This window comes from Streptomyces sp. LN549 (assembly GCF_043203805.1).
In the GTDB taxonomy this organism is placed as follows: domain Bacteria; phylum Actinomycetota; class Actinomycetes; order Streptomycetales; family Streptomycetaceae; genus Streptomyces.
Window position 1 is genome coordinate 7,067,986 of sequence record NZ_JAZHRI010000002.1, and the last position, 22,042, is coordinate 7,090,027.

Annotated in this window: 16 protein-coding genes; 12 read left to right on the forward strand and 4 right to left on the reverse strand. The window is 67.9% G+C overall.

Annotated features, from left to right (window positions below):
• Nucleotides 1-4: 4 nt before the first annotated feature.
• The gene (locus SH922_RS31635; protein ID WP_393061864.1) at nt 5-904 is read left to right on the forward strand and encodes an aminoglycoside phosphotransferase family protein; all 900 of its coding nucleotides are present in this window, start codon (nt 5-7) and stop codon (nt 902-904) included.
• A 126-nt stretch (nt 905-1,030) separates the two neighbouring features.
• Nucleotides 1,031-1,675 carry a histidine phosphatase family protein gene (locus SH922_RS31640; protein ID WP_393061866.1) on the forward strand — a complete coding sequence of 215 codons (645 nt, stop codon included), beginning with the start codon at nt 1,031-1,033 and terminating at the stop codon, nt 1,673-1,675.
• 7 nt (nt 1,676-1,682) lie between these two features.
• Here SH922_RS31640 and SH922_RS31645 read toward each other — a convergent pair whose 3' ends face one another.
• From SH922_RS31645 to SH922_RS31655, 3 genes are all read right to left on the reverse strand, one after another.
• Complete coding sequence (locus tag SH922_RS31645) at nt 1,683-1,892, reverse strand: DUF397 domain-containing protein (RefSeq protein ID WP_393061868.1); 210 nt, start codon at nt 1,890-1,892, stop codon at nt 1,683-1,685.
• The gene (locus SH922_RS31650) at nt 1,889-2,722 is read right to left on the reverse strand and encodes a Scr1 family TA system antitoxin-like transcriptional regulator (protein WP_393061870.1); all 834 of its coding nucleotides are present in this window, start codon (nt 2,720-2,722) and stop codon (nt 1,889-1,891) included. Before SH922_RS31650 ends, SH922_RS31645 begins: the two co-directional genes overlap by 4 nt.
• 177 nt (nt 2,723-2,899) lie before the next feature.
• Nucleotides 2,900-6,745: a GH92 family glycosyl hydrolase gene (locus SH922_RS31655; protein WP_393061872.1), complete on the reverse strand. Its 3,846-nt coding sequence runs from the start codon at nt 6,743-6,745 to the stop codon at nt 2,900-2,902.
• A 499-nt stretch (nt 6,746-7,244) separates the two neighbouring features.
• Here SH922_RS31655 and ngcE point away from each other — a divergent pair, with 499 nt between their 5' ends.
• From ngcE to SH922_RS31700, 9 genes are all read left to right on the forward strand, one after another.
• Nucleotides 7,245-8,687, forward strand: a complete 1,443-nt coding sequence (gene ngcE / locus SH922_RS31660) for an N-acetylglucosamine/diacetylchitobiose ABC transporter substrate-binding protein (protein WP_393061874.1) — start codon at nt 7,245-7,247, stop codon at nt 8,685-8,687.
• Between the two features lie 53 nt (nt 8,688-8,740).
• On the forward strand, nt 8,741-9,664 hold the full coding sequence (locus SH922_RS31665; RefSeq protein WP_219566483.1) for a carbohydrate ABC transporter permease: 924 nt from the start codon (nt 8,741-8,743) through the stop codon (nt 9,662-9,664).
• 142 nt (nt 9,665-9,806) lie between these two features.
• Nucleotides 9,807-10,679: a carbohydrate ABC transporter permease gene (locus SH922_RS31670; protein WP_393063743.1), complete on the forward strand. Its 873-nt coding sequence runs from the start codon at nt 9,807-9,809 to the stop codon at nt 10,677-10,679.
• 216 nt (nt 10,680-10,895) lie between these two features.
• Complete coding sequence (locus tag SH922_RS31675) at nt 10,896-12,095, forward strand: ROK family protein (protein WP_393061876.1); 1,200 nt, start codon at nt 10,896-10,898, stop codon at nt 12,093-12,095.
• A gap of 123 nt (nt 12,096-12,218) precedes the next feature.
• Nucleotides 12,219-13,286 carry a sugar ABC transporter substrate-binding protein gene (locus SH922_RS31680; RefSeq protein ID WP_393061878.1) on the forward strand — a complete coding sequence of 356 codons (1,068 nt, stop codon included), beginning with the start codon at nt 12,219-12,221 and terminating at the stop codon, nt 13,284-13,286.
• 229 nt (nt 13,287-13,515) lie between these two features.
• Nucleotides 13,516-14,304: an ATP-binding cassette domain-containing protein gene (locus SH922_RS31685; protein ID WP_030979331.1), complete on the forward strand. Its 789-nt coding sequence runs from the start codon at nt 13,516-13,518 to the stop codon at nt 14,302-14,304.
• Complete coding sequence (locus SH922_RS31690) at nt 14,301-15,599, forward strand: sugar ABC transporter permease (RefSeq protein WP_393061880.1); 1,299 nt, start codon at nt 14,301-14,303, stop codon at nt 15,597-15,599. The genes SH922_RS31685 and SH922_RS31690 overlap by 4 nt, the downstream gene beginning before the upstream one ends.
• 194 nt (nt 15,600-15,793) lie before the next feature.
• Nucleotides 15,794-17,767 (forward strand): 1-deoxy-D-xylulose-5-phosphate synthase, encoded by a 1,974-nt coding sequence (gene dxs, locus SH922_RS31695; RefSeq protein WP_393061882.1) that lies wholly within the window; start codon nt 15,794-15,796, stop codon nt 17,765-17,767.
• Between the two features lie 152 nt (nt 17,768-17,919).
• Nucleotides 17,920-19,425, forward strand: coding sequence for an amino acid permease (locus tag SH922_RS31700; RefSeq protein WP_393061884.1), 1,506 nt, complete (start codon nt 17,920-17,922; stop codon nt 19,423-19,425).
• A 58-nt stretch (nt 19,426-19,483) separates the two neighbouring features.
• Here the strand turns inward: SH922_RS31700 and SH922_RS31705 are convergent, their stop codons facing one another.
• Nucleotides 19,484-20,581, reverse strand: coding sequence for an LCP family protein (locus SH922_RS31705; protein WP_393061886.1), 1,098 nt, complete (start codon nt 20,579-20,581; stop codon nt 19,484-19,486).
• 306 nt (nt 20,582-20,887) lie between these two features.
• On the opposite strand from SH922_RS31705, the gene SH922_RS31710 reads away from it, so the two are divergent.
• Nucleotides 20,888-21,967, forward strand: coding sequence for a hypothetical protein (locus tag SH922_RS31710; RefSeq protein WP_393061888.1), 1,080 nt, complete (start codon nt 20,888-20,890; stop codon nt 21,965-21,967).
• The last annotated feature ends 75 nt before the right edge of the window (nt 21,968-22,042 follow it).

Sequence of the window (22,042 nt, forward strand, 5' to 3'; positions counted from 1 at the left end):
AGGGATGAGCAAGGGCAGGATGCACGCCGACGAGCCCGAAATCGACAACGCACTGGTGCACCGGCTGATCGCCGCGCAATACCCGCACTGGTCCGGTCTCCCCGCCGAACGCGTCGGTGTCGCAGGGACCAGCAATGTGATGTACCGGCTCGGCGAGAATCTCGTCGTCCGGCTCCCTCGTACCGCCGGCTCGGCCGACGACACCGCGAAGGAACACCGGTGGCTGCCGCGCCTGGCCCCCGCGCTGCCGGTCGACATTCCCGTACCGCTGGGCGCGGGTGAGCCCGGCGACGGCTACCCCTGGCCCTGGTCCGTCTACGGCTGGCTCGACGGGGACTGCCCGACGGTCGGCGACACCACCGAAGCCGCCCCGCTAGCCCGGGACCTGGCCGAGTTCGTCACCGCCCTCCACCGCATCGACCCCGCCGACGGGCCACCCTCCTACCGCAGCGAGCCCCTGACCGCCCGGGACCGCGCAGTCCGTGAGGCCCTGGCGGACCTTCGCGCCGAGATCGACGTCGCGACGGCAGCCGAGATCTGGCAGACCGCTCTGCGCGCGCCCGCACCGACCGGTCCTCCCGTCTGGATCCACGCGGACCTGCAACCCGGGAACATGCTGACGGCCGACGGCCGGCTCACCGCCGTCATCGACTTCGGCTGCCTCGGCCTGGGCGACCCCGCCGTCGACCTGATCTCGGCCTGGTACGTGCTGCCCGCCGCGGCGCGCGACACCTTCCGCACCGCGGCGGAGGCGGACGACGCCACCTGGGCGCGGGGCATCGGCTGGGCGCTGTCGATCGCACTGATGGAGCTCCAGTACTACCGGGAGACCAACGCGTTCATGGCGGACACCGCACGCCACGTCATCGCGGAGATCCTCGCCTATCAGCGGCAGCGCGCGTAGCCGCACCGGGGCACTCCCGGGCGCGCCCGCCCGCCTCGCCACGGCCGGAATGCGATCGTGGACCAGCGGGTTCGCACCATCGACAGCACGTGAGCGGTAACAGCACTGAGAGCGGATGGCCTTCACATGGGCGAGTTGATCCTGATCCGGCACGGCGAGACCCAGTGGTCCCGCAACGGACAGCACACGAGCCACACCGATCTGCCCCTGACACCCCTCGGTGAACGCCAGGCCCGCGCCCTCGCGCCCCTGCTCGCCGACCGGCACATCGCGCTCACCCTGGTCAGCCCCTCCGTACGGGCTCGGCGAACCGCCGAACTCGCGGGGCTCGCCGCGCCCCGCATCACCCCCGAGCTGCGCGAGTGGGACTACGGCGGCTACGAGGGCATCACCACCCGGGAGATCCACCGCACCCGCCCCGACTGGAACCTCTGGACCGACGGCGTCACGCCGGGCCCCGAGGCCCACCCGGGCGAAACCCCCGCAGCGGTCGGCGAACGGGCCGACCGGATCCTGGCCGAGGTCAGGGAAGCCGCAGGACGGGCCGGTGACGAGGACATCGCCCTCGTCGCCCACTCCCATTTCCTGCGCGTCCTGACGGCCCGCTACCTGGGCCTGACCCCGGCGGAGGGCACGCTCTTCCAGCTCGCCACGGGCGCTGTGTCCCGGCTCGGCAGGGAGCACGGCCAGCCGGTCATCACGGCGTGGAACGTGACTCTGCCGGAGAGCCTGTTTCCCACAGCGGTTCCGGACACCCCGGAACACGTCTGAGCGCGACTCAGAGGGAGCCCTCCCCGAGGGCCGCGACGAAGGGCGCCCAGCGCGCCCTCGCGAAGGTGAGCGCAGGCCCCTCCGGGGCGGCCTTGCTGTCGCGTACGGGGACGATGCCGGGGAGATTGTCGGCGATCTCGACGCAGTCGCCACCGTCCCCGTTGCTGTAGGACGACTTGCGCCAGGCAGCGGCGCTCAGGTCGGGTGTGGTGCTCATGACGTCGCGAACTCCTTCGCCGCCGAGGCGATCCGTTCCAGGGACGCCTCCGGCGACAGCGCGGCAGCCCTGGCCAGATCGTATGCGGCGCTGTACTGCTCCACCAGCAGCGGTTCTTCCACGAGTTGGCCGCTGTAGGCGCTCTCCGTATAGACCACGGCCGGGCCGTCGGTGAACTGCATCAGCAGCATGGACGCGTGCAGGAACGGATGCGCTCCGGCCGAGAAGGGGAGAACCTGCGTCACCACGCGAGGACGGGATTCTGTCTGCTCGGCGAGGTGGCCGAGCTGATCGGCCATGACTGCGCGTCCACCCACCGGTACGAGCAGAGCAGCCTCGTGAATCATGGCCCACAGCACCGGCGCCGCCGGCGAGTCAAGGAGCTGGGCGCGCTCCATGCGCGCCGTGACATGGCCTTCGACCACCTCGGTGGCGGCGTAGGGATGCGCGGCCCGGGTGAGCGCCCGCGCGTATGACTCGGTCTGCAACAGGCCGGGCACGAGCATCGCCGTGTAGCTGTCGATGGACGAGGCCCGCGCCTGGAGTTCGACGGCATCCGCGAAGTACCCCGCCACCTTCGACTTCCGTGCCAGACGGCACAGCCGCTGAAGATGCTCACCGCTCCCCAGCAACTCGTCCAGCGTGCGCGACAGTTCCAGCTGGGGCCGCCGTTCCCCCGCTTCGAACAGCCCGATGTACGTACCGGAGCAGAACGCCCGGGAGCCCAACTCGCTCTGAGACATCCCGGCAGCCTCGCGCAGCCGGCGCAACTCGGCGCCGTAGAAGGCACGGGGATCGGTGTACGGGTCCAGGTCCTTCGGCTGAGGCATGCCACGGAACGTAGCGAATGCGCACCTCGTCCCACGGGTGAATGGCGTGGACCCACCCGGATGAGTGGCTGCGGGGAGAGGGAGCCGAGGCGCTGCTCGACCGTACGGTGGCGCAGAGCGCGGAACGGCCGGTACCCCGCGAGGAGGTACCGGCCGGTCGCGTGAAGCGGCGCAGGATCAGGAGATCAGCTCCACCTCCGCGAGCGTCGACTCACCGCTGAGCACCAGCCGGTAGTGCGCGTACGAGGCGGGGGCGTTCACCGTGAAGGCCCTCGTCTGCTTGTCCCAGGCGAACGACTGGCCGGACCGCTTGTCGAGGTCCTTCCACGTTGTGCCGTCCGACGAGCCCTGCAGCACCCACCCCGCCGGGGCCTTGGCCGCGTCGCCCGAGGTCAGCGTGTACTGCACCGCGTTCGTCGCCGAGGGGACCGGCAGCTCCACCGTGGAGGCGGTGGCCGTCGTGGCCGAGGTGTTGTCGAACAGTGCGCCCTCGCCCTTCAGGACGTCCTTCTTCGGCGCCGGCACCTTGTCGTCCTTGGTGATCGAGACCGGGGCGGCGTCCTTGCCCGTGCCCCAGGCGGACGGCTTGGAGCCCATGTCGAACTCCAGCACCCCGCCCTTTGCCAGCAGGTCGTGCGGCAGCGAGGTGGAGGTCCACTTCTTGCCGTTGACCTTCAGGCCCTGGACGTAGATGTTCTTCGCGCTGTTCTTGGGCGCCTTGACGACCAGGTCGTGGCCGTTCTCCAGGTGCACGGTCGTCCTGGTGAACAGCGGGGAGCCGATCGCGTACTCACCGCTGCCCATGACCAGCGGGTAGAAGCCGAGGGAGGAGAAGAGGAACCAGGCCGACTGCTCGCCGTTGTCCTCGTCGCCGTGGTAGCCCTGGCCGATCTCGCTGCCCGTGTACAGGCGGCCGAGGACCTCGCGGACCTTCTCCTGCGTCTTGTACGGCTGCGAGGCCGCGTCGTACATGTACGTGACGTGGTGCGCGACCTGGTTGCTGTGACCGTACTGGCCCATCCGTACGTCACGGGCCTCCGTCATCTCGTGGATGACGCCGCCGTACGAGCCGACGAACTCCGGGCCCGCCGTCTCGGGAGTGGAGAAGTACGTGTCGAGCTTCTTGGCCAGACCGTCCCGGCCGCCGTACAGGTTGGCGAGGCCCTTGCTGTCCTGCGGAGCGGTGAAGGCGTAGCCCCAGCCGTTGGTCTCCGTGTAGTCGTAGCCCCAGACCCGCGGGTCGTACTGGTCGGACGGGAGCCGCCAGTCGCCCTTGGCGTCCTTGCCCTGGAAGAAGCCCGCCTTGTCGTCGAACAGCTCGACGTAGTTACGGGCCCGGTTCAGGAAGTACTCGGACTCGTCCTTGTAGTGCTGCTTGTGCGTCTTCTTGTAGAGCGCCTGGCCCATCTGCGCGATGCCGTAGTCGTTGAGGTAGCCCTCCAGCGACCAGGACAGGCCCTCGTGGGTCGAGGTGTTGGCGTACCCGGCGAACGGGGACGTCTCCATGCCCTTGCGGCCGACGCCCGAGGACGGCGGGACGACAGTGGCGTTCTTCAGGGCCGCGTCGTACGCCGCCTCCGCGTCGAAGTCGACACCCTTGATGTACGCGTCCGCGAACGCGACGTCCGAGGAGGTGCCCGTCATCAGGTCCGAGTAGCCGGGGGAGGACCAGCGGGAGATCCAGCCGCCGTCCTTGTACTGCTGGACGAAGCCGTCGACCATCTCGCCGGCCTTCTTCGGGGTGAGGAAGGAGTACGCCGGCCACGTGGTCCGGTAGGTGTCCCAGAAGCCGTTGTTGACGTACACCTTGCCGTCGACGATCTTCGCGCCGGTGTGCGTCGGGGTGTCCGAGCCGACCTGCGGGGAGAACGGCGATGCGTACTGGTCCTTGCCGCCGACCTTCTCGAAGCCCGAGTTCGGGTAGAGGTAGAGCCGGTACATGCTGGAGTACAGCGTGGTCAGCTGGTCGGCGGACGCGCCCTCGACCTCGACCTTGCCGAGGAGGTCGTCCCAGGCGTCCTGCGCCTTGTCCTCGACCCGGTCGAAGGAGCGCGAGGCGGGGATCTCGGCGGCCAGGTTCTGCTTGGCCTGGTCGATGCTGATCAGCGAGGTCGCGAGGCGCAGGTTGACGGTGCGGTCCTTGCCCGCGTCGAAGCGCAGGTAGCCCGTGACGTCGTCACCGCCGCCGCCGGAGAGCTTGCCGCTGCCGGTGACGGGGGCGTCGAAGACGCCGTACACGAAGAGCCGGGTGGCGCCGGTCGAGCCGCCGCTCTTCACGTCGGAGAAGCCGGTGAAGGAGCTCGTCTTCGGGTCGAGGGTGAGCCCGCCGTCGTTGGAGACGTTGTCGAAGACCATGCTCGCGTCGTCACCGGGGTAGGTGAACCGCATCCGCGCCGCGTGGTCGGTCGGCGTCATCTCGGCCTTGAGACCGTTCTCGAACGTCACCCCGTAGTAGTGGGGCCTCGCCGTCTCGTTCTCGTGCTTGAACGGCAGTGCGCGCGCCGTGCGCGAGGCGTCCGGGGTGCCGGAGGCCGCCGACGGCATCAGCTGGAAGGTCTGCCGGTCGCCCATCCAGGGGCTCGGCTCATGGCTCGCGCTGAAGGCCTGCAGGGTGGGCAGGTTGTCGTCGTTGTTGCCGCGCGCGTAGTCGTACAGCCAGCTGGTCGATCCGGCGTTGGTGACCGGCGTCCAGAAGTTGAAGCCGTTGGGGACCGCGGTGGCGGGGAAGTTGTTGCCCCGCGAGAAGCCGCCGCTGGAGTTGGTGCCGCGGACGGTCGAGGCGTAGTCCGAGAGGTGCGCCTTGCGCTTCTCGGGCGCCTTGGGAGCGATCTTGACGTCGTCGATCCAGCCCTGGAACTTCGAGGGGCCCTTGGGGGAGTCGTACGCGACCAGGATCCGGTCGACGGTCCTGCCGGCCGCGACGGTGCCGATCCGCGCGTCGATCTTGTTCCACTGGTTGACGTACAGCCGCTTGGCGTCTGCCTGGCCCCCGGGGGTCAGCAGGCCGCCGTTGGAGTCGGTGGCGCGCAGGTCGCTCAGGTACGTGCCGTCCGTGAACGCCAGGTCCACCGCGACGTGCGTGGCCGGGTAGGACAGGTCCGTTTCGCCCATCTGGGGGTACACCAGGTAGGAAAGTTCGGTGTCCTTGGTGACGGCCGTGTTGACGTCGAAGATCTTGTTGTACGAGTAGGCCCGGCCGTCCGCCTTGTGCGTGCCCGCGTACCGCAGTGCCTTCTTTCCGGTGAAGCCCGCGCCGGCCTTGGCGGTGGGGGAGCCGGACGGGCCGCGGTCGATCTGGCTGCGCATGTCGTCGGGGGCGGGTGCGGAGGTGTCCCCGTCGGAGAACTGGACGTCGGCGAGCTGGGTCGCGTCGGAGGCGCCGTTGTTCTTCGTGATGTCCAGACGGAAGTGCTGGTAGGCCTTGTCCGCGGTGAAGTCGTACGACTTGGTCTGGAAGCGCTCGCTGAAGGTCTGGCCGGTCCGGGTGTCCAGGTCCGTCCAGGTCTTGCCGTCCTCGGAGCCCTGAAGGGTCCAGTCCTTCGGGTCCCGCTCGTCGTGGTCGTCGGCGGAAGTCAGCGCGTACGTCACGACCTTGACCGGCTCGACGAGGTCGAACTCGGCCCAGGCGGTGGGCTCGAACGACAGCCACTTCGTGCCGGATTCGCCGTCGACGAGGTTTTCCTTCACCTCGCCGCCGCCGGTGTTCTCGTCGCTGGCGCGGACATCTGTGACCTTGTCGGTGACATTGCCCGGTATTCCGGCGGAGAAGCCGCCATCGATACCCGATGCCCGCTTCTTGCCGTCAGGGCCTTCTTCGACGGTATTGCGCCAGTCCGGCTGCTTCTCGTCCGCCTCGAAGGACGAGGTGAAGGTCCGGTCACCGGCGGCCTTTTGGCCGTCTGCGACTGCTCCGGCCGAGGTGGCCGCGGCAGCGGTGGGGGCTGTCACGAGCAGGACGAGTGAGGCCGCGATCACCGCGGCCGTGCTGCTTTGTCTCTTGCGAGAACCATGTCGGGGCTGCATGCCGAGCCATTCCTCCCGAGGAAGTGCGCTTGGACAACGTTGTCAGAGGGGGGCGCAGGAACCAGTAGGGAGTGAAGTTGCGGTTGGTGTCAAGGGTGTTGGATCAGAGTCGGTGTTCGAATCGACCGGAATGCGGAAATCGTTACATCCGAAGGAGGCCATGCGGTGCCGAGGTATCCGCGAGGTCTCAACTCGGGAAAGACTGCCGTTCAAACCTGCATTCGATCTTGCTCAGTTGGCGACAAGTGGACTATACCTGTCGGCATCTGCACAGCTTCATTCCAACTGTGCGGTCAGGGGAGACACGGGGGCAGGACAACAGGGCGTCGCAGGTGCGTCCGCTGTCCGGACCCCTCGTGCCCCCACTGCATTGATCCAGCCAGAAATCTGTACCACCCAAGCGCAACTGACCGCGGTGGCGGGGCCCTTCGCCTGAGGCGAATATCGACGGGCGACCGGTACACACCGCCTGAGTCCTGGAGAAGGCGAGGACTTGAGCATGGGATCCACCTCCGCCCACAAGAATGAGGGCCTTGGCCGTCGCGATGTGATCAAGCGGTCTGCCGCACTCGGTCTGATCACCGTCCCGACGATGAGCTTCCTGTCGGCCTGCGCGAGCAGCGACGACGGCGGCGACAAGCAGGTCGAGAAGGGCAAGACCAGCGCGAAGAACCCGCTGGGCGTCAATGAGACGGCCGGTCTCGACGTGGTCATCTTCGACGGCGGTTTCGGTCAGCAGTACGCGATCGACGCCGAGAAGAAGTACACCGCGGCCTTCCCGAAGGCCAAGGTCAAGCACTCCGCGACCCAGAAGATCCAGTCGCAGCTGCAGCCGCGCTTCAACGGTGGCACTCCGCCGGACCTGATCGACAACTCGGGCGCCGAGCAGATGGACATGGGTGTCCTCGTCGGCAAGAAGCAGCTGCTCGACCTGACCCCGCTGATGGACGCCCCGTCCATCGACGACCCGAGCAAGAAGGTCCGCGACACCCTGCGCCCGGGTGTCCTGGAGATGGGTCAGTTCGACGGTGACCCGGTCTGGATCATGTACTACGCGTACACCGTGTACGGCGTCTGGTACTCGCAGACCGCGCTCGAGAACCTGGACGCCCAGTACCCGGAGAACTGGGACGACATGCTCGCCCTGTGTGCGAAGGCGAAGAAGAAGGGCATCGCCGGCTGGACGTACCCGGGCAAGTACCCGTACTACCTGCCGTTCTCGCTCTACCCGTTCATCGCCAAGATCGGCGGCCGGGAGGTTCTCGACAAGATCGACAACCTGGAGCCGAACGCCTGGAAGGACCCCGCGGTCAAGGCGGCGTTCGAGGCGTACTACGAGCTGTACCAGAAGGGGTACATCCTCAAGGGCACCCCGGGCCTGACCCACATCCAGTCGCAGACCGAGTGGACCAAGGGCAAGGCGCTCTTCATCCCGAACGGTTCGTGGGTGGAGAACGAGGCTGCGCCGACCACGCCCAAGGACTTCAAGATGATGGTCTCGGCCCCCTCCGGTCTGGACTCGTCGGACAAGCTGCCCTTCGGCACCATCTGGGCGTCCGGCGGCGAGCCCTTCGTCGTCCCGGCCAAGGCGAAGAACCCCCAGGGCGGCATGGAGCAGCTGCGCATCATGCTCTCCGAGGAGTCCTCGAAGAACTTCACCAAGCAGGTCAAGTCCCTGAGCGCCTTCAACGGCGGCACCGACGGCCTGACCCTGTCCACGGCCATGCAGGCCGGTGTCGACGCGCTGAAGAAGGCCGGCGACAACGTGGTGAACCCGCGCCTGCAGGACTGGTACGTGAAGCTCCAGAAGGAGCAGATCGGCACCGCCGGCATCGGCGAGATGATGGCCGGGCGCCTGACGCCCGCCGAGGCCATCAAGAAGATCCAGGGCTACGCGGACGCCGCGGCCAAGGACCAGTCCATCAAGCACTACCAGCACTAGTGAGTAACCGTCACCAGCGGCGGCACCCGCGGAAAGATCGGGGTCGGTAAACGATGCAGCACGGCAAGTACCGGTTCATTGTGGGGTTCTTGGTAGCCCCACTGGCGTTGTATGCGGTCTTCGTCATCTGGCCGTTCATCCAGTCCATCTACTACTCGTTCACGGACTGGACCGGCCTGAGCCCGGACTTCAAGATGGTCGGCCTCGACAACTACACGAGGATGTTCAAGGACGACATTTTCTGGAAGTCGCTGCAGCACAGCGTGCTGCTCGTGCTGCTGCTGCCGTTGGTGACGCTGGGCCTCGCGCTCTTCTTCGCCTTCATGCTCAATGTCGGAGGCCGGCGGCGTAAGAACGCCGCGGTCTCCGGCGTGCGGGGCTCGGGTTTCTACAAGATCGCCTATTTCTTCCCGCAGGTACTCTCGATCGTCATCGTCGCCCTGCTTTTCCAGTTCGCGTACAACCCGCGCAGTGGAATGCTGAATTCGGCGCTCAAGGGAGTCGGGCTCGACTCCATCCAGCCGGACTGGCTGGGCGACCCGAATCTGGCACTCATCTGCGTCATGGTGGTGCTGGTCTGGTCGACGGTCGGATTCTTCGTCGTCCTCTTCTCCGCCGGAATGGCGTCCATCCCGAAGGACTTCTACGAGGCCGCGCTCCTGGACGGGGCCAGCCGCGTCACGACGTTCTTCAAGATCACCCTGCCGCTGCTCTGGGACACCGTGCAGTCCGGGTGGGTCTACATGGGCATTCTGGCGCTCGGGGTCGAGGCGTTCACGGCCGTACAGGTCATGACCGTGGGCCCCGGCGGTCCCGACTACGCGACCTCGGTCCTGCCGCTGTACGTCTACCAGACGGCCTTCCGCGACGGTCAGGCCGGATACGCGACCACGATCGGTGTGGGTCTGCTCATCGTCACCATGGTGTTCGCCGCCATCGTGATGCGGCTGGGCCGGCGCGAGCGGCTGGAGTTCTGATGCTGTGCTTCCCGGGACGCGTTGCCCGGATCCCCAGCAGGCAAGACAGCCCGGTCCCGGCGGCCGGCTCGACAGTACGAGGTGAGCACACGTGAAGGCCACTGAAACCCCTCCCGTGGTCACGGTGACGGAACCGGCCCCCGTGTCCAAGTCGTCCGCACAGGGCGAGGGCGGCAAGGAGAAGAGCAGCGAGGGCAAGATCCTCAACGTCTTCTCGCACGGTGTGCTGATCATCTGGGCGATCCTGGTGGTCATGCCGCTGCTCTGGGCGATCATGACCTCGTTCAAGACCGATGACTCGATCCTGTCGACGCCTTGGGCGCTGCCGGACAAGCTCCACTTCGAGAACTGGTCACGCGCCTGGAGCCAGGCGCACATGAGCGAATACTTCTTGAACACCATCGTGGTGGTCGGGGGTTCACTCATCGGCACCCTGCTGCTCGGCTCGATGGCCGCATACGTGCTCGCCCGGTTCGACTTCCCGGGCAACCGCTTCGTGTACTACCTGTTCATCGGCGGGATGAGCTTCCCGATCATCCTGGCGCTGGTCCCGCTGTTCTTCGTGATGAACAACATGGGGCTGCTGAACACGACGCACGGGCTGATCCTGGTCTACATCGCGTACTCCATGCCGTTCACCGTCTTCTTCCTCACCGCCTTCTTCCGGACGCTGCCAGGCTCCGTGGCGGAGGCGGCGATGCTCGACGGGGCCTCGCACACCCGGACGTTCTTCCAGGTGATGCTGCCCATGGCGAAGCCGGGTCTGATCAGCGTCGGTATCTTCAACTTCCTGGGGCAGTGGAACCAGTACATGCTGCCCACGGTGCTGAACAGCGACCCCGACCACCGGGTGCTCTCCCAGGGGCTGGTCGAACTGGCCAACAGCCAGGGCTACAAGGGCGACTGGTCCGGACTCTTCGCAGGTCTGGTCATGGCGATGCTCCCGGTCCTCGCGGCCTACATCGTCTTCCAGCGCCAGGTCGTGGCCGGTCTGACCGCGGGAGCGGTGAAGTAATAGCTCAAGCGCTTTCTCCACGGAACCACCGAACCGCCCGCCGGCAGTCATGCCGGCGGGCGGTTCGTCTGTGTAAGGGGGAGTTCGCGGAGCGTGCCGAGCGGGGGTTCGGTGCTCATCCGAGGCTTCGACTGCTCAAGGTCTTGACGGGGGGCGCCCCAAAACGCTCAGCTTAGGGTTCACATGTTGGAGAATATGGCAGGAGTGAGAGAGTCGATGGAGACTCCGGGGTCGCAGACATCTCTGCATCGCGCCAACCTTGAGCGGGTCGTGCGCGCCGTACGTATGGCGGGTTCGCTCACCCAGGCGGAGATCGCCAGGAGCACGGGCCTCTCCGCGGCCACCGTCTCCAATATCGTTCGCGAACTGAAGGAGGGCGGCACCGTCGAGGTGACCCCCACCTCGGCCGGCGGCCGCCGGGCCCGCAGCGTCTCGCTCAGCGGGGACGCGGGCATCGTCATCGGCGTCGATTTCGGACATACGCACCTGCGGGTGGCGGTCGGCAACCTGGCTCATCAGGTGCTCGCCGAGGAGTCCGAGCCGCTGGACGTGGACGCCTCGTCCGCCGAGGGCTTCGGACGGGCGGAACAGCTGGTCAACCGGCTGATCGAGACCACCGGGATCAGCCCGGGCAAGGTCATCGGGGTGGGACTCGGTGTTCCCGGCCCGATCGACGTCGAGTCCGGCACGCTGGGCTCCACGTCGATCCTGCCGGGCTGGACGGGCATCAACCCCAGCGAGGAGCTCGCCGGACGCCTCGGCGTGCCGGTGTACGTCGACAACGACGCCAACCTCGGGGCGCTGGGCGAGCTGGTGTGGGGGAGCGGACGCGGGGTCCGCGACCTCGCGTACATCAAGGTCGCGAGCGGCGTCGGTGCCGGTCTGGTGATCGACGGGCACATCTACCGGGGGCCGGGCGGCACGGCCGGCGAGATCGGCCACATCACCCTGGACGAATCGGGCCCCGTCTGCCGCTGCGGCAACCGCGGGTGCCTGGAGACCTTCACGGCCGCGCGGTACGTCCTGCCCCTGCTCCAGCCCAGCCACGGGCCCGATCTCACCATGGAGCGGGTGGTCCAGCTGGCCCGCGAGGGCGACCCGGGCTGCCGCCGGGTGATCGGCGACGTCGGGCGGCACATCGGCAGCGGGGTGGCCAACCTCTGCAATCTGCTCAACCCGAGCCGCGTGGTGCTCGGCGGCTCGCTCGCGGAGGCGGGCGAGCTGGTCCTCGGGCCCATCCGCGACTCCGTGTCGCGCTACGCCATCCCCAGCGCCGCGCGACAGCTCTCGGTGCTTCCCGGCGCCCTCGGCGGACGGGCGGAGGTGCTGGGTGCGCTGGCCCTCGTCCTGAACGAGATGGGGGATTCGACCCTTTTGGAGAGCAGCCACCTCGCAGCGACCCCTGCCTTCACTTAGATAACGAATGGCACCGTTGTCATCTCGTTAAGAATTTACTCCTTGACGCCACGCCTGCGGCCGAGTTGACTCCAACCCACCTCGGCCGCAACGTTGCGGCCTCGTCAGGGAGGCACACCCGCAATGAACGCAATGACGCGACGCATCGTCATAGGCACGGCCGCCGTTTCGATGGCCGTCTCCCTCGCCGCTTGTGGCAAGGCGGGCGACGACAAGAAGGACTCGGCGGACTCGGGCAGCAAGACCAAGATCGGTCTTCTGCTCCCGGAGAACAAGACCGCTCGCTACGAGACGCTGGACAAGCCGCTGTTCATCGAAGCGGTCAAGAAGGACTGCGCGGACTGCGAGGTTGTCTACAACAACGCGGCCGGTGACGTCGGCCAGCAGAAGCAGCAGTTCGAGCAGCAGATAGCCGACGGCATCAAGGTCATCGCGATCTCCTCGGTCGACGCCGAGAAGTCCGCCGCGTGGATTGCCAACGCACACAAGAAGGGCGTCAAGGTCGTCGCGTACGACCGCGCCATCGTCGGTGCCGACGCCTACGTCAGCCACGACAACGAGAAGATCGGCAAGCTCCAGGGCCAGGCCGTCCTCGACGCCCTCGGCTCCAAGGCGGCCGACTCCAACCTCGTCATGATCAACGGTGACGAGAAGGACCCGAACGCCGGCCTGTTCAAGAAGGGCGCTCACGCGTCCCTCGACGGCAAGATCAAGATTGCCTACGAGGCGTCCGGCGAGTGGGACCCGAAGATCGCCGGCGAGAAGATGACCGCCGCGATCTCCTCGGTCGGCAAGGGCAAGATCGACGCGGTCTACTCCGCCAACGACGGCATGGCGGGCGGCATCATCACGTCGCTGGGCAACGCCGGCATCAAGGACATCCCGGTGGGTGGCCAGGACGCCGAGCTCCCCGGTATCCAGCGGATCATCGCCGGTACGCAGACCTTCACGATCTACAAGTCGCCGAAGCAGCTCGCCCCGACGGCCGCCCAGTTCGCTGTCAACCTGCTCCAGGGCAAGGACATCGGCGCCGCGGGCAAGACGGACGGCGTTCCCTCCACGCTGCTCGAGCCGACCGTGGTGAACAAGGACAACATCGAGTCCACCGTGGTCAAGGACGGCATCTACCAGGCCTCCGCGATCTGCGTCAAGGACATCGCCGCCAAGTGCACCGCACTGGGCATCAAGTAGTCCCTCCTCGCGCCGGGGCCAACAGGCCCTGGCGCGTACGGGTTTGATCCGCGCCGCACGGCGGGAGTCCGCCCGCCCCATGACTGTCCGGCCCCGGTCGGCCCACACCCCGCTGCCGCCCGGGTGCCGGACTTTTCCCCCAGTACTTCAGTACGTCGACGCTGCCCGTCGTGGCGCGGCGTCTCCGCCGGTCAGGCGGCACATCCCCGCCGGTCAGGCGGCGAAGGAGATGGTTCACGTGTCACAGACGCCCGTGCTGGCGTTGCGTGGAGTCTTCAAGCGATTCGGAGCGGTCCAGGTCCTCTCCGGTGTCGATCTCGAAGTCCACGCCGGAGAAGTGGTCGCCCTGGTCGGCGACAACGGTGCAGGAAAGTCCACGCTGGTCAAGACGATCGCCGGCGTGCACCCCATCGATGAGGGCGTCATCGAGTGGGAGGGCGCGAAGGTGGACATCAACCGTCCGCACGACGCCCAGAACCTCGGCGTCGCCACCGTCTACCAGGACCTCGCGCTCTGCGACAACCTGGATGTCGTCGCCAACCTCTTCCTCGGTCGCGAGATCAAGAAGGGTGGCGTCCTCGACGAGGTCGCCATGGAGAAGCGGGCACAGGACCTCCTGTCCACGCTCTCCATCCGTATCCCCAGCGTCCGTATCCCGGTTGCCGCGCTCTCCGGCGGCCAGCGCCAGGTCGTGGCCATCGCCCGCGCCCTGGTCGGCAACCCCAAGATCGTGATCCTGGACGAGCCCACCGCGGCCCTCGGCGTCGAGCAGACCGCACAGGTGCTCGACCTGGTGGAGCGGCTGCGCGAGCAGAACCTCGGCGTCATCCTCATCAGCCACAACATGGCCGATGTGAAGGCTGTCGCCGACAAGGTCGCCGTGCTGCGACTCGGCCACAACAACGGCATCTTCCCTGTGGCGACGACCAGCCACGAAGAAATCATCGCCGCGATCACGGGCGCCACGGACAACGCCGTGACCCGTCGCAAGTCCCGCAGCGCGGAGGCATCCAAGTGAGCAAGATCAGCAAGACTTCGGCCGAGGTCCCGGCCCAGGCAAAGGCCACCGAGGCGCCCGTAGCGGCCGCCGGCGCGGTCAAGGTCGTCGACCCCCGTCTGCTCATCCGTGAGCAGGGCTTCAAGGGCTACTGGACCGAGTTCAAGCGCAAGGTGCGCTCGGGCGAGATCGGCTCGCTGCCTGTCGTGGTGGGCCTGATCATCATCGGGATCGTCTTCCAGCTCGAGACCGGCAACTTCCTCACCTCGTACAACCTCGACCAGATCACGCTGTACGCGGCGGGCCCCGGCATCATGGCCGTGGGCATCGTCTTCGTACTGCTGCTCGGCGAGATCGACCTCGCGGTCGGTTCCGTCGCGGGTCTCGCGGGTGCGGTCTGGGCCGTGGTCGGCACGGACATGCCCGACGGCCTCGCCATCGTGGTCGGCATCCTGTCCGGCACGGTCATCGGCGCCTTCCACGGCATCGTCTTCGCCAAGATCGGCGTGCCCGCGTTCGTCGTGACCCTGGCGGGCTTCCTGGGCTGGGCCGGTCTGCAGACCTGGGTGATGGGCGACAAGTCCACCATCACCACCCCGCTCGGCAGCTTCGTCCGCGACCTGACCAGCTACTACTTCGCCGACGTCGCCGCCGCCTACGGTCTCGCCGTGTTCGTGATCGTCGCCTTCTACCTCGCGCAGCTGCGCGACTCGAGCCGCCGCAAGGCCGCAGAGCTGCCGCACCGCCCGCAGAGCGAGATCATCCTGCGCACCGTGCTGCTCGCCGTCCTGTGCCTTCTCGCCGCGTACGCGTTCAACCAGGAGCAGGGCCTCCCGCTCTCCCTGGTGATCTTCCTCGCGATCCTGGTCATCACCGACTTCGTTCTGCGCCGCACCACCTACGGCCGTCAGATCTTCGCGGTCGGCGGTGGCATCGAGGCAGCGCGTCGTGCCGGTATCAACGTGTCCTGGATCCGCATCTCGGTGTTCATGATCTCCGGCACGCTCGGTGCGGTCGGCGGTCTCTTCCTGGCCTCCGCGACCGGCGGTGCCGACCGTTCGCTCGGTGGCGGCAACCAGCTCATGATGTGCATCGCCGCAGCCGTCATCGGCGGTACGTCCCTGTTCGGCGGACGCGGAAAGGTCTGGTCCGCGCTGCTGGGCATCCTGGTCATCCAGTCGATCGTCCAGGGCCTCAACCAGATGAACCTGTCGTCGAACGCGATCCAGTACATGATCACCGGTGGAGTACTCCTCATTGCCGTGATCATCGACTCGGTCTCGCGCAAGACCCAGAAGACCGCAGGCCGCGCGTAACCCCACCGGGCCCGGCGGGGCCCGGTGACACGCAACGCCCGACAGTGCCCGGCGCCCCTTTCCAGGGCGCCGGGCACTGTCACGTAGCGGCGCGGGGTGGGACAGCACACGCCTGCCCGATGTCCGACGGGGCAGACGGAACATTAGACTCATCGGATCGGCATGCTCGACCAGCACAATCGCAAGGAGGCACGGTGACACAGCCGCGCGAAGCGCGTCAGGCGGTGACGGGCGACGGATGGGATCTGCTGACCCGCATCGGCGGACCGCGTGACCTGGACCGGCTCACCCCCGAGCAGCTGGAGCAGCTCGCCGAAGAGATCCGGACGTTCCTCGTCGACGCCGTCTCCAAGACCGGCGGCCACCTCGGACCCAACCTGGGCGTGGTCGAGCTGACCATCGCCCTGCACCGGGTCTTCGACTCGCCGAAGGACAAGGTTCTCTTCGACACCGGCCACCAGAGCTATGTGCACAAGCTCCTCACCGGCCGCCAGGACTTCTCGAAGCTCAAGAGCAAGGGCGGCCTGTCCGGCTACCCCTCTCGTGCCGAGTCCGAGCACGACGTCATCGAGAACTCGCACGCCTCCACCGTGCTCGGCTGGGCCGACGGCCTCGCCAAGGCCAACGAGGTGCTGGGCAAGGACGACCACGTCGTCGCGGTCATCGGTGACGGAGCCCTCACCGGTGGCATGGCCTGGGAGGCGCTGAACAACATCGCCGCCGCCAAGGACCGCCCCCTCGTCATCGTCGTCAACGACAACGAGCGCTCCTACGCCCCGACCATCGGCGGCCTCGCCAACCACCTCGCGACCCTGCGCACCACCGACGGCTACGAGCGCTTCCTGGCCCGCGGCAAGGACCTCCTGGAGCGCACCCCCGTCGTCGGGAGGCCGCTGTACGAGACGCTGCACGGTGCCAAGAAGGGCCTGAAGGACTTCATCGCCCCGCAGGGCATGTTCGAGGACCTCGGCCTGAAGTACGTGGGCCCGATCGACGGACACGACCTGGAGGCCCTGGAGTCCGCACTCCAGCGCGCCAAGCGCTTCGGCGGGCCCGTGATCGTGCACTGCCTCACCGAGAAGGGCCGCGGCTACACCCCGGCCCTGCTGGACGAGGCCGACCGCTTCCACGCCGTCGGCAAGATCCACCCCGACACCGGGCTGCCCGTCGCCACCTCCGGCCTCGACTGGACCTCCGTCTTCGGCGAGGAGATGGTCAAGCTCGGCAAGGAGCGCAAGGACATCGTCGCGATCACCGCGGCCATGCTCCAGCCGGTCGGCCTGACCAAGTTCGAGAAGGCCTTCCCGGACCGGATCTACGACGTCGGCATCGCCGAGCAGCACGGCGCTGTCTCCGCGGCGGGCCTCGCCACCGGCGGACTGCATCCCGTCTTCGCGGTGTACGCCACCTTCCTCAACCGCGCCTTCGACCAGGTCCTGATGGACGTCGCCCTGCACAAGTGCGGTGTGACGTTCGTCCTCGACCGGGCCGGGGTCACCGGTACGGACGGCGCCTCGCACAACGGCATGTGGGACATGTCGATCCTGCAGTGCGTGCCGACGCTCCGGATCGCCGCCCCGCGCGACGCCGACCAGGTCCGCGCCCAGCTGCGCGAGGCCGTCGAGGTCGACGACGCCCCGACGGTCGTCCGCTTCTCCAAGGGTGCGGTCGGCCCGTCGGTCAAGGCCGTCGGCACGGTCGGCGGCATGGACGTGCTCCGCAAGCCGGCCACCGCCCGGCCGGACGTCCTGCTCGTCTCCATCGGGGCGCTCGCCCCGATGTGCCTGGAGATCGCGGACCTGCTCGACGCCCAGGGCATCTCGACCACCGTCGTCGACCCGCGCTGGGTCAAGCCCGTGGACGAGGCCATGGCCCCGCTCGCCGCGAAGCACCGGGTCGTCGTCACCGTCGAGGACAACAGCAGGGCCGGCGGCGTCGGCTCCGCCGTCGCCCAGGCGCTGCGCGACGCCGACGTCGACGTACCGCTTCGGGACTTCGGTATTCCGCCGGTCTTCCTCGACCACGCCTCCCGCAAGGAGGTCATGGCCGAGATCGGACTGACCGCGCCGGACATCGCCCGCCAGGTCACCGGTCTGGTCGCCAGGCTCGACGGCCGCTACGAAACGGACGCGGAGAACCGCTCCGTGGTGGAGCCGGTCCGGGACTGACCTCCGTCCCGCCGCACTCCGATTGGGCCGGTCGCCCACCCTGTACGGGTGGTCCGACCGGCCCATTCGCGTGAAATCCCGCCCTGCCAGGCGTGCCGGGGGCGGCCGGGTCCGAATCATGGCGTGCACGACGAGTGCGTGGAGGTACGCCGGTGAGCACGCAGCAGGACCTGCCCCCCAGCGGAGACGGACTGTTCAGGACCAAGACGGTCGAACAGTCCATCCGCGACACAGAGGAGCCGGAGCACGCCCTCAAGAAGTCCCTCTCCGCCCTGGACCTCACGGTCTTCGGAGTGGGCGTCATCATCGGCACCGGCATCTTCGTGCTCACCGGCAAGGTGGCCAAGGAGACGGCGGGCCCGGCCACCGCGATCGCCTTCGTGGCCGCGGGCGTCGTCTGCGCCCTGGCCGCGCTCTGTTATGCGGAGTTCGCCTCCACCGTCCCGGTGGCCGGCTCGGCGTACACCTTCTCCTACGCCTCGCTCGGCGAGCTGGTCGCCTGGATCATCGGCTGGGACCTGGTCCTGGAGTTCGCGCTGGGTACGGCGGTGGTGGCGGTCGGCTGGTCCGGCTACGTCCGCTCACTGATGGACAACGCCGACTGGCATCTGCCCGACGCGCTCTCCGGCCCCGACGTGTCGGACGGATTCGGTTTCGACATCCTCGCCTTCGCCCTGGTGCTGGTGCTGACCGTCATCCTGGTGCTCGGCATGAAGCTCTCGGCCCGGGTCACGACCGTGGTGGTCGCCATCAAGGTGACCGTGGTCCTGATCGTGATCATCGCGGGCCTGTTCTTCATCGACACCGCGAACTACTCGCCCTTCATCCCCGAGGCCCAGCCGCAGCCCTCCGGATCTGGTCTGGACGCCCCGCTCGTTCAGCTGATCTTCGGGTACGAGCCCACCAACTTCGGCGTCATGGGCATCTTCACCGCCGCCTCCGTCGTGTTCTTCGCCTTCATCGGCTTCGACGTCGTGGCCACGGCCGCCGAGGAGACCAAGCTCCCGCAGCGCGACATGCCGCGCGGCATCATGGCCTCGCTGTTCATCTGCACGGCGCTGTACGTCGCCGTATCGATCGTCGTCACCGGAATGCAGCATTACACCGAGCTTTCCGTGAGCGCCCCGCTCGCCGACGCCTTCAAGGCCGTCGGACACCCCTTCTACGCCGGGATCATCAGCTTCGGCGCCGCCGTCGGCCTCACCACGGTCTGCATGATCCTGCTCCTGGGCCAGACCCGGGTGTTCTTCGCGATGAGCCGCGACGGCCTGCTCCCGAGGTTCTTCTCGAAGACGCACCCGCGGTTCCAGACCCCGTACCGTCCGACGATCCTGCTCGGCGTGCTCATCGCGATCATCGCGGGCTTCACCAGCATCAACGAACTCGCGACGCTGGTGAACATCGGCACGCTCTTCGCCTTCGTGGTCGTCGCCCTGGGCGTCATCGTCCTGCGCCGCACCCGCCCCGACCTGCACCGGGCCTTCCGCACGCCGTGGGTTCCGCTGGTCCCGATCCTGTCGGTGGCCGCGTCGGTCTGGCTGATGCTCAACCTGCCGGCGGAGACGTGGCTGCGGTTCGGCATCTGGATGGTCATCGGCGTGGTCATCTACCTCGCGTACGGACGCGGGCACAGCCGGGTGAACCGCACCAGGGTGTGACGCCGACGGCCCCGCCCGCCCTTCCGGGCCGGCGGGGCCGGTTCGTCCGCGGTTGCCGTCAGCCGCCGGTGGCGGGGGACTTCTTGGCGGACTCGGGGATCGTGGCGTCCTCCCGGATCGCCTTCCAGAGCGTGCCGGCCTGCGGCTGCGCGGATATCACCCGGTTCGGGTCGATCTTGTCGTAGGCGACGGGGAGCATGATGGTCTCCATCGAGGCCGGGTCGACGCCGTTCATCGAACGGGCGAACTCGGTCAGCGACTTGAGCGAGGCGAGCCCCTCGTCCGTCGTCAGCGACTTGGTCGCGGAGTTGGCGATCTTGTAGGCGCTGGTCGGACTGCCCAGCAGGTCCTGCTTCTTGACCTCGCTGAGGAGGGCGAACAGGAACTGCTGCTGGAGGCCGATGCGGCCGAGGTCGCTGCCGTCTCCGATGCCGTGCCGGGTGCGGACGTAGGCGAGGGACTGGGTGCCGTCGAGCTTGTGGGGTCCGGCGGTGAGGTCGAGACCGGAGGACGTGTCGTGGATGTCCTGCGGAACGTCGACGGTGACGCCGCCGATGGCGTCGACGAGCCCCTTGAACCCGGCGAAGTTGATCTCCAGGTAGTGGTCGATGCGTACGCCGGACATCTTCTCGACGGTCTTGACCACGCAGGCGGGACCGACCTGGGAGTACACGGAGTTGAACATCCTGCGGTCCGCGGAGGGCACCTCGGTCCCGTCGGCCTTGGTGCACTCGGGCCGGGTCACCAGGGTGTCGCGGGGTATGGACACGGCGACGGCCTTGCTGCGGCCCTCGGGGATGTGCACGACCATCGCGGTGTCGGAGCGGGCCCCGCTGACGCTGCCGCCGCCGCCCAGTTCCTTGTTCTCTGCTCCGGCGCGCGAGTCCGAGCCGAGGACCAGGAGGTTCTGTCCGCTGGTCGGGAGCTTCTCGGGGCGGTCCTCACCAAGGGCCTTGTCGATGTCGACGCCCTTGATGTTCCCGTCCAGTCGGCTGTACAGCCAGTAGGCGGTGCCGCCCGCCGCGATGACGAGAACCAGAACCGACAGCAGGATGGCCCGGCGTATGCGCTGGCCCCGTGTCCGCACACGCTTGCGCCCGCGGGAAGGGTTCTCCGGGGAGCTTTGATGTCCGGGCGTGATGGCGTCTTGGCTCATCCTGAGTGAGTCCTCACAACTTATGGCCTGGTCGGGGCGCAGGTGATGGGGTGGGACTCGGGTGGGGGGTGGAGCCGGTCCGCGTTTTGCTGATGAGTGAGCACTATAGACAGTCGCTCTGGTGTACGTACGGAGTCTGTGGCGCGACTGTGACACGGAGGGCGGGCGGCGGAGCCGGGGAACGGCGGCGGATCGTACGCCGGTGAGGCCCGGGGGAGGCTTGCGTGCTGGGGCTTTAGGATGTGACAGCTTCGAAACGTTGTACGAGGCGTCAGAAGTCAGCTCTCGGAAAGGTGATCGCAGACCATGCCCGGACAGGATGCCCGCGCGACGTCGAAGGCCGTGCCTGAAGCCGAGGCGCTCCGCGGTATCTGGCTCACCCGGGGGAAGGACGGCAGGCTCACCGCGTACGCCGCCGCCGACGGCGGGTTGCGGCGCTGGACCGAGAGCCGTCCTGGAGGCCCTGAATGGGGCGCTCCGGACGACGTGCCGACACCGCGCCTCACACATCTGTCCGTGACGCAGAGCGCCGACGCCTATGTGCACTTCGTCGGCCGCCGTGAACGGACCGCGGCCGACGGCGACGTCCACGTCGACATCGTGCACGCGATCCAGTATCAGACGGGCCGCCCCGCTTCGGCCTGGCAACCGTTGGGCACCCCGCACAAGGAGGACCACCGGGGCGGTGCGCTCGGTGCTCCCGTTGCCGTCGTCAGCCGGCCCGGCGAGTTGCACATCGCTGTCCGCGACGGGCACGGCGGCATGAGGTTGCTCCGGGAGAAGCCCGGCGGCAAATGGGGTGTCTGGGGAGTCCTGCACGGCAAGCACGTCAAGGGTGAACCCGCCGTGGTCGCGCTCAGCTCCGGATGCGTCACGGTCCTCGCCGCGACGGACGAGGGCGCGCTGCACTGGCAGCAGGCGGAGCCCGGCGGCAAATGGGGCGGGGCCGAGCGCTTGGGGATCACGCTGACGCCCGGCTCGCCGGCCGTACTGGAGACGGCCCCGGGCCGTGCCACGTACTACGGGACCGATCCGGCCGGCGGTGTCGTGGCCTACCGTGCCGATGCCGGGCCCATGCCCCTCGGCGGCGCCCCGGGCGACGGCGCGCAGGCCGTGATCCGCACGGTCCTGGACGGCTTCGACTGCACGGTGCTGGCCCATCGCGGCGTGAACGGCTGCGCGATCGTCGGCGTCGGGGTGACCGAGAAGGAGGCCGACGGCGTGTGGTGGTCCGACACCGGAGTGCCCTGCCTGACCACTCCGGTCCTGATCCACGATGCCCAGGGGCGCGTGGTGATGGCGGTGGTCGGTACGGACGGCGCCCCGCGCGTGGCGCGGCAGACGGACGGGCCGGGGCTGAGCTTCGAGCAGTGGCGCGAGCTCTGACCGGGCCGGTGAGCGACCGGGTGTGAGGCGTCGATGACCTGCCGGGGCGGCACGACGCTGAGCATATGATGTTGT

Coding starts and splice junctions, on each gene's coding strand:
- SH922_RS31635 (WP_393061864.1), top strand. CDS start 5: ATGAGCAAGGGCAGGATGCACGCCGACGAGCCCGAAATCGACAACGCA.
- SH922_RS31640 (WP_393061866.1), top strand. CDS start 1,031: ATGGGCGAGTTGATCCTGATCCGGCACGGCGAGACCCAGTGGTCCCGC.
- SH922_RS31645 (WP_393061868.1), bottom strand. CDS start 1,892: ATGAGCACCACACCCGACCTGAGCGCCGCTGCCTGGCGCAAGTCGTCC.
- SH922_RS31650 (WP_393061870.1), bottom strand. CDS start 2,722: ATGCCTCAGCCGAAGGACCTGGACCCGTACACCGATCCCCGTGCCTTC.
- SH922_RS31655 (WP_393061872.1), bottom strand. CDS start 6,745: ATGCAGCCCCGACATGGTTCTCGCAAGAGACAAAGCAGCACGGCCGCG.
- ngcE (WP_393061874.1), top strand. CDS start 7,245: ATGGGATCCACCTCCGCCCACAAGAATGAGGGCCTTGGCCGTCGCGAT.
- SH922_RS31665 (WP_219566483.1), top strand. CDS start 8,741: ATGCAGCACGGCAAGTACCGGTTCATTGTGGGGTTCTTGGTAGCCCCA.
- SH922_RS31675 (WP_393061876.1), top strand. CDS start 10,896: ATGGAGACTCCGGGGTCGCAGACATCTCTGCATCGCGCCAACCTTGAG.
- SH922_RS31680 (WP_393061878.1), top strand. CDS start 12,219: ATGAACGCAATGACGCGACGCATCGTCATAGGCACGGCCGCCGTTTCG.
- SH922_RS31685 (WP_030979331.1), top strand. CDS start 13,516: ATGGTTCACGTGTCACAGACGCCCGTGCTGGCGTTGCGTGGAGTCTTC.
- SH922_RS31705 (WP_393061886.1), bottom strand. CDS start 20,581: ATGAGCCAAGACGCCATCACGCCCGGACATCAAAGCTCCCCGGAGAAC.
- SH922_RS31710 (WP_393061888.1), top strand. CDS start 20,888: ATGCCCGGACAGGATGCCCGCGCGACGTCGAAGGCCGTGCCTGAAGCC.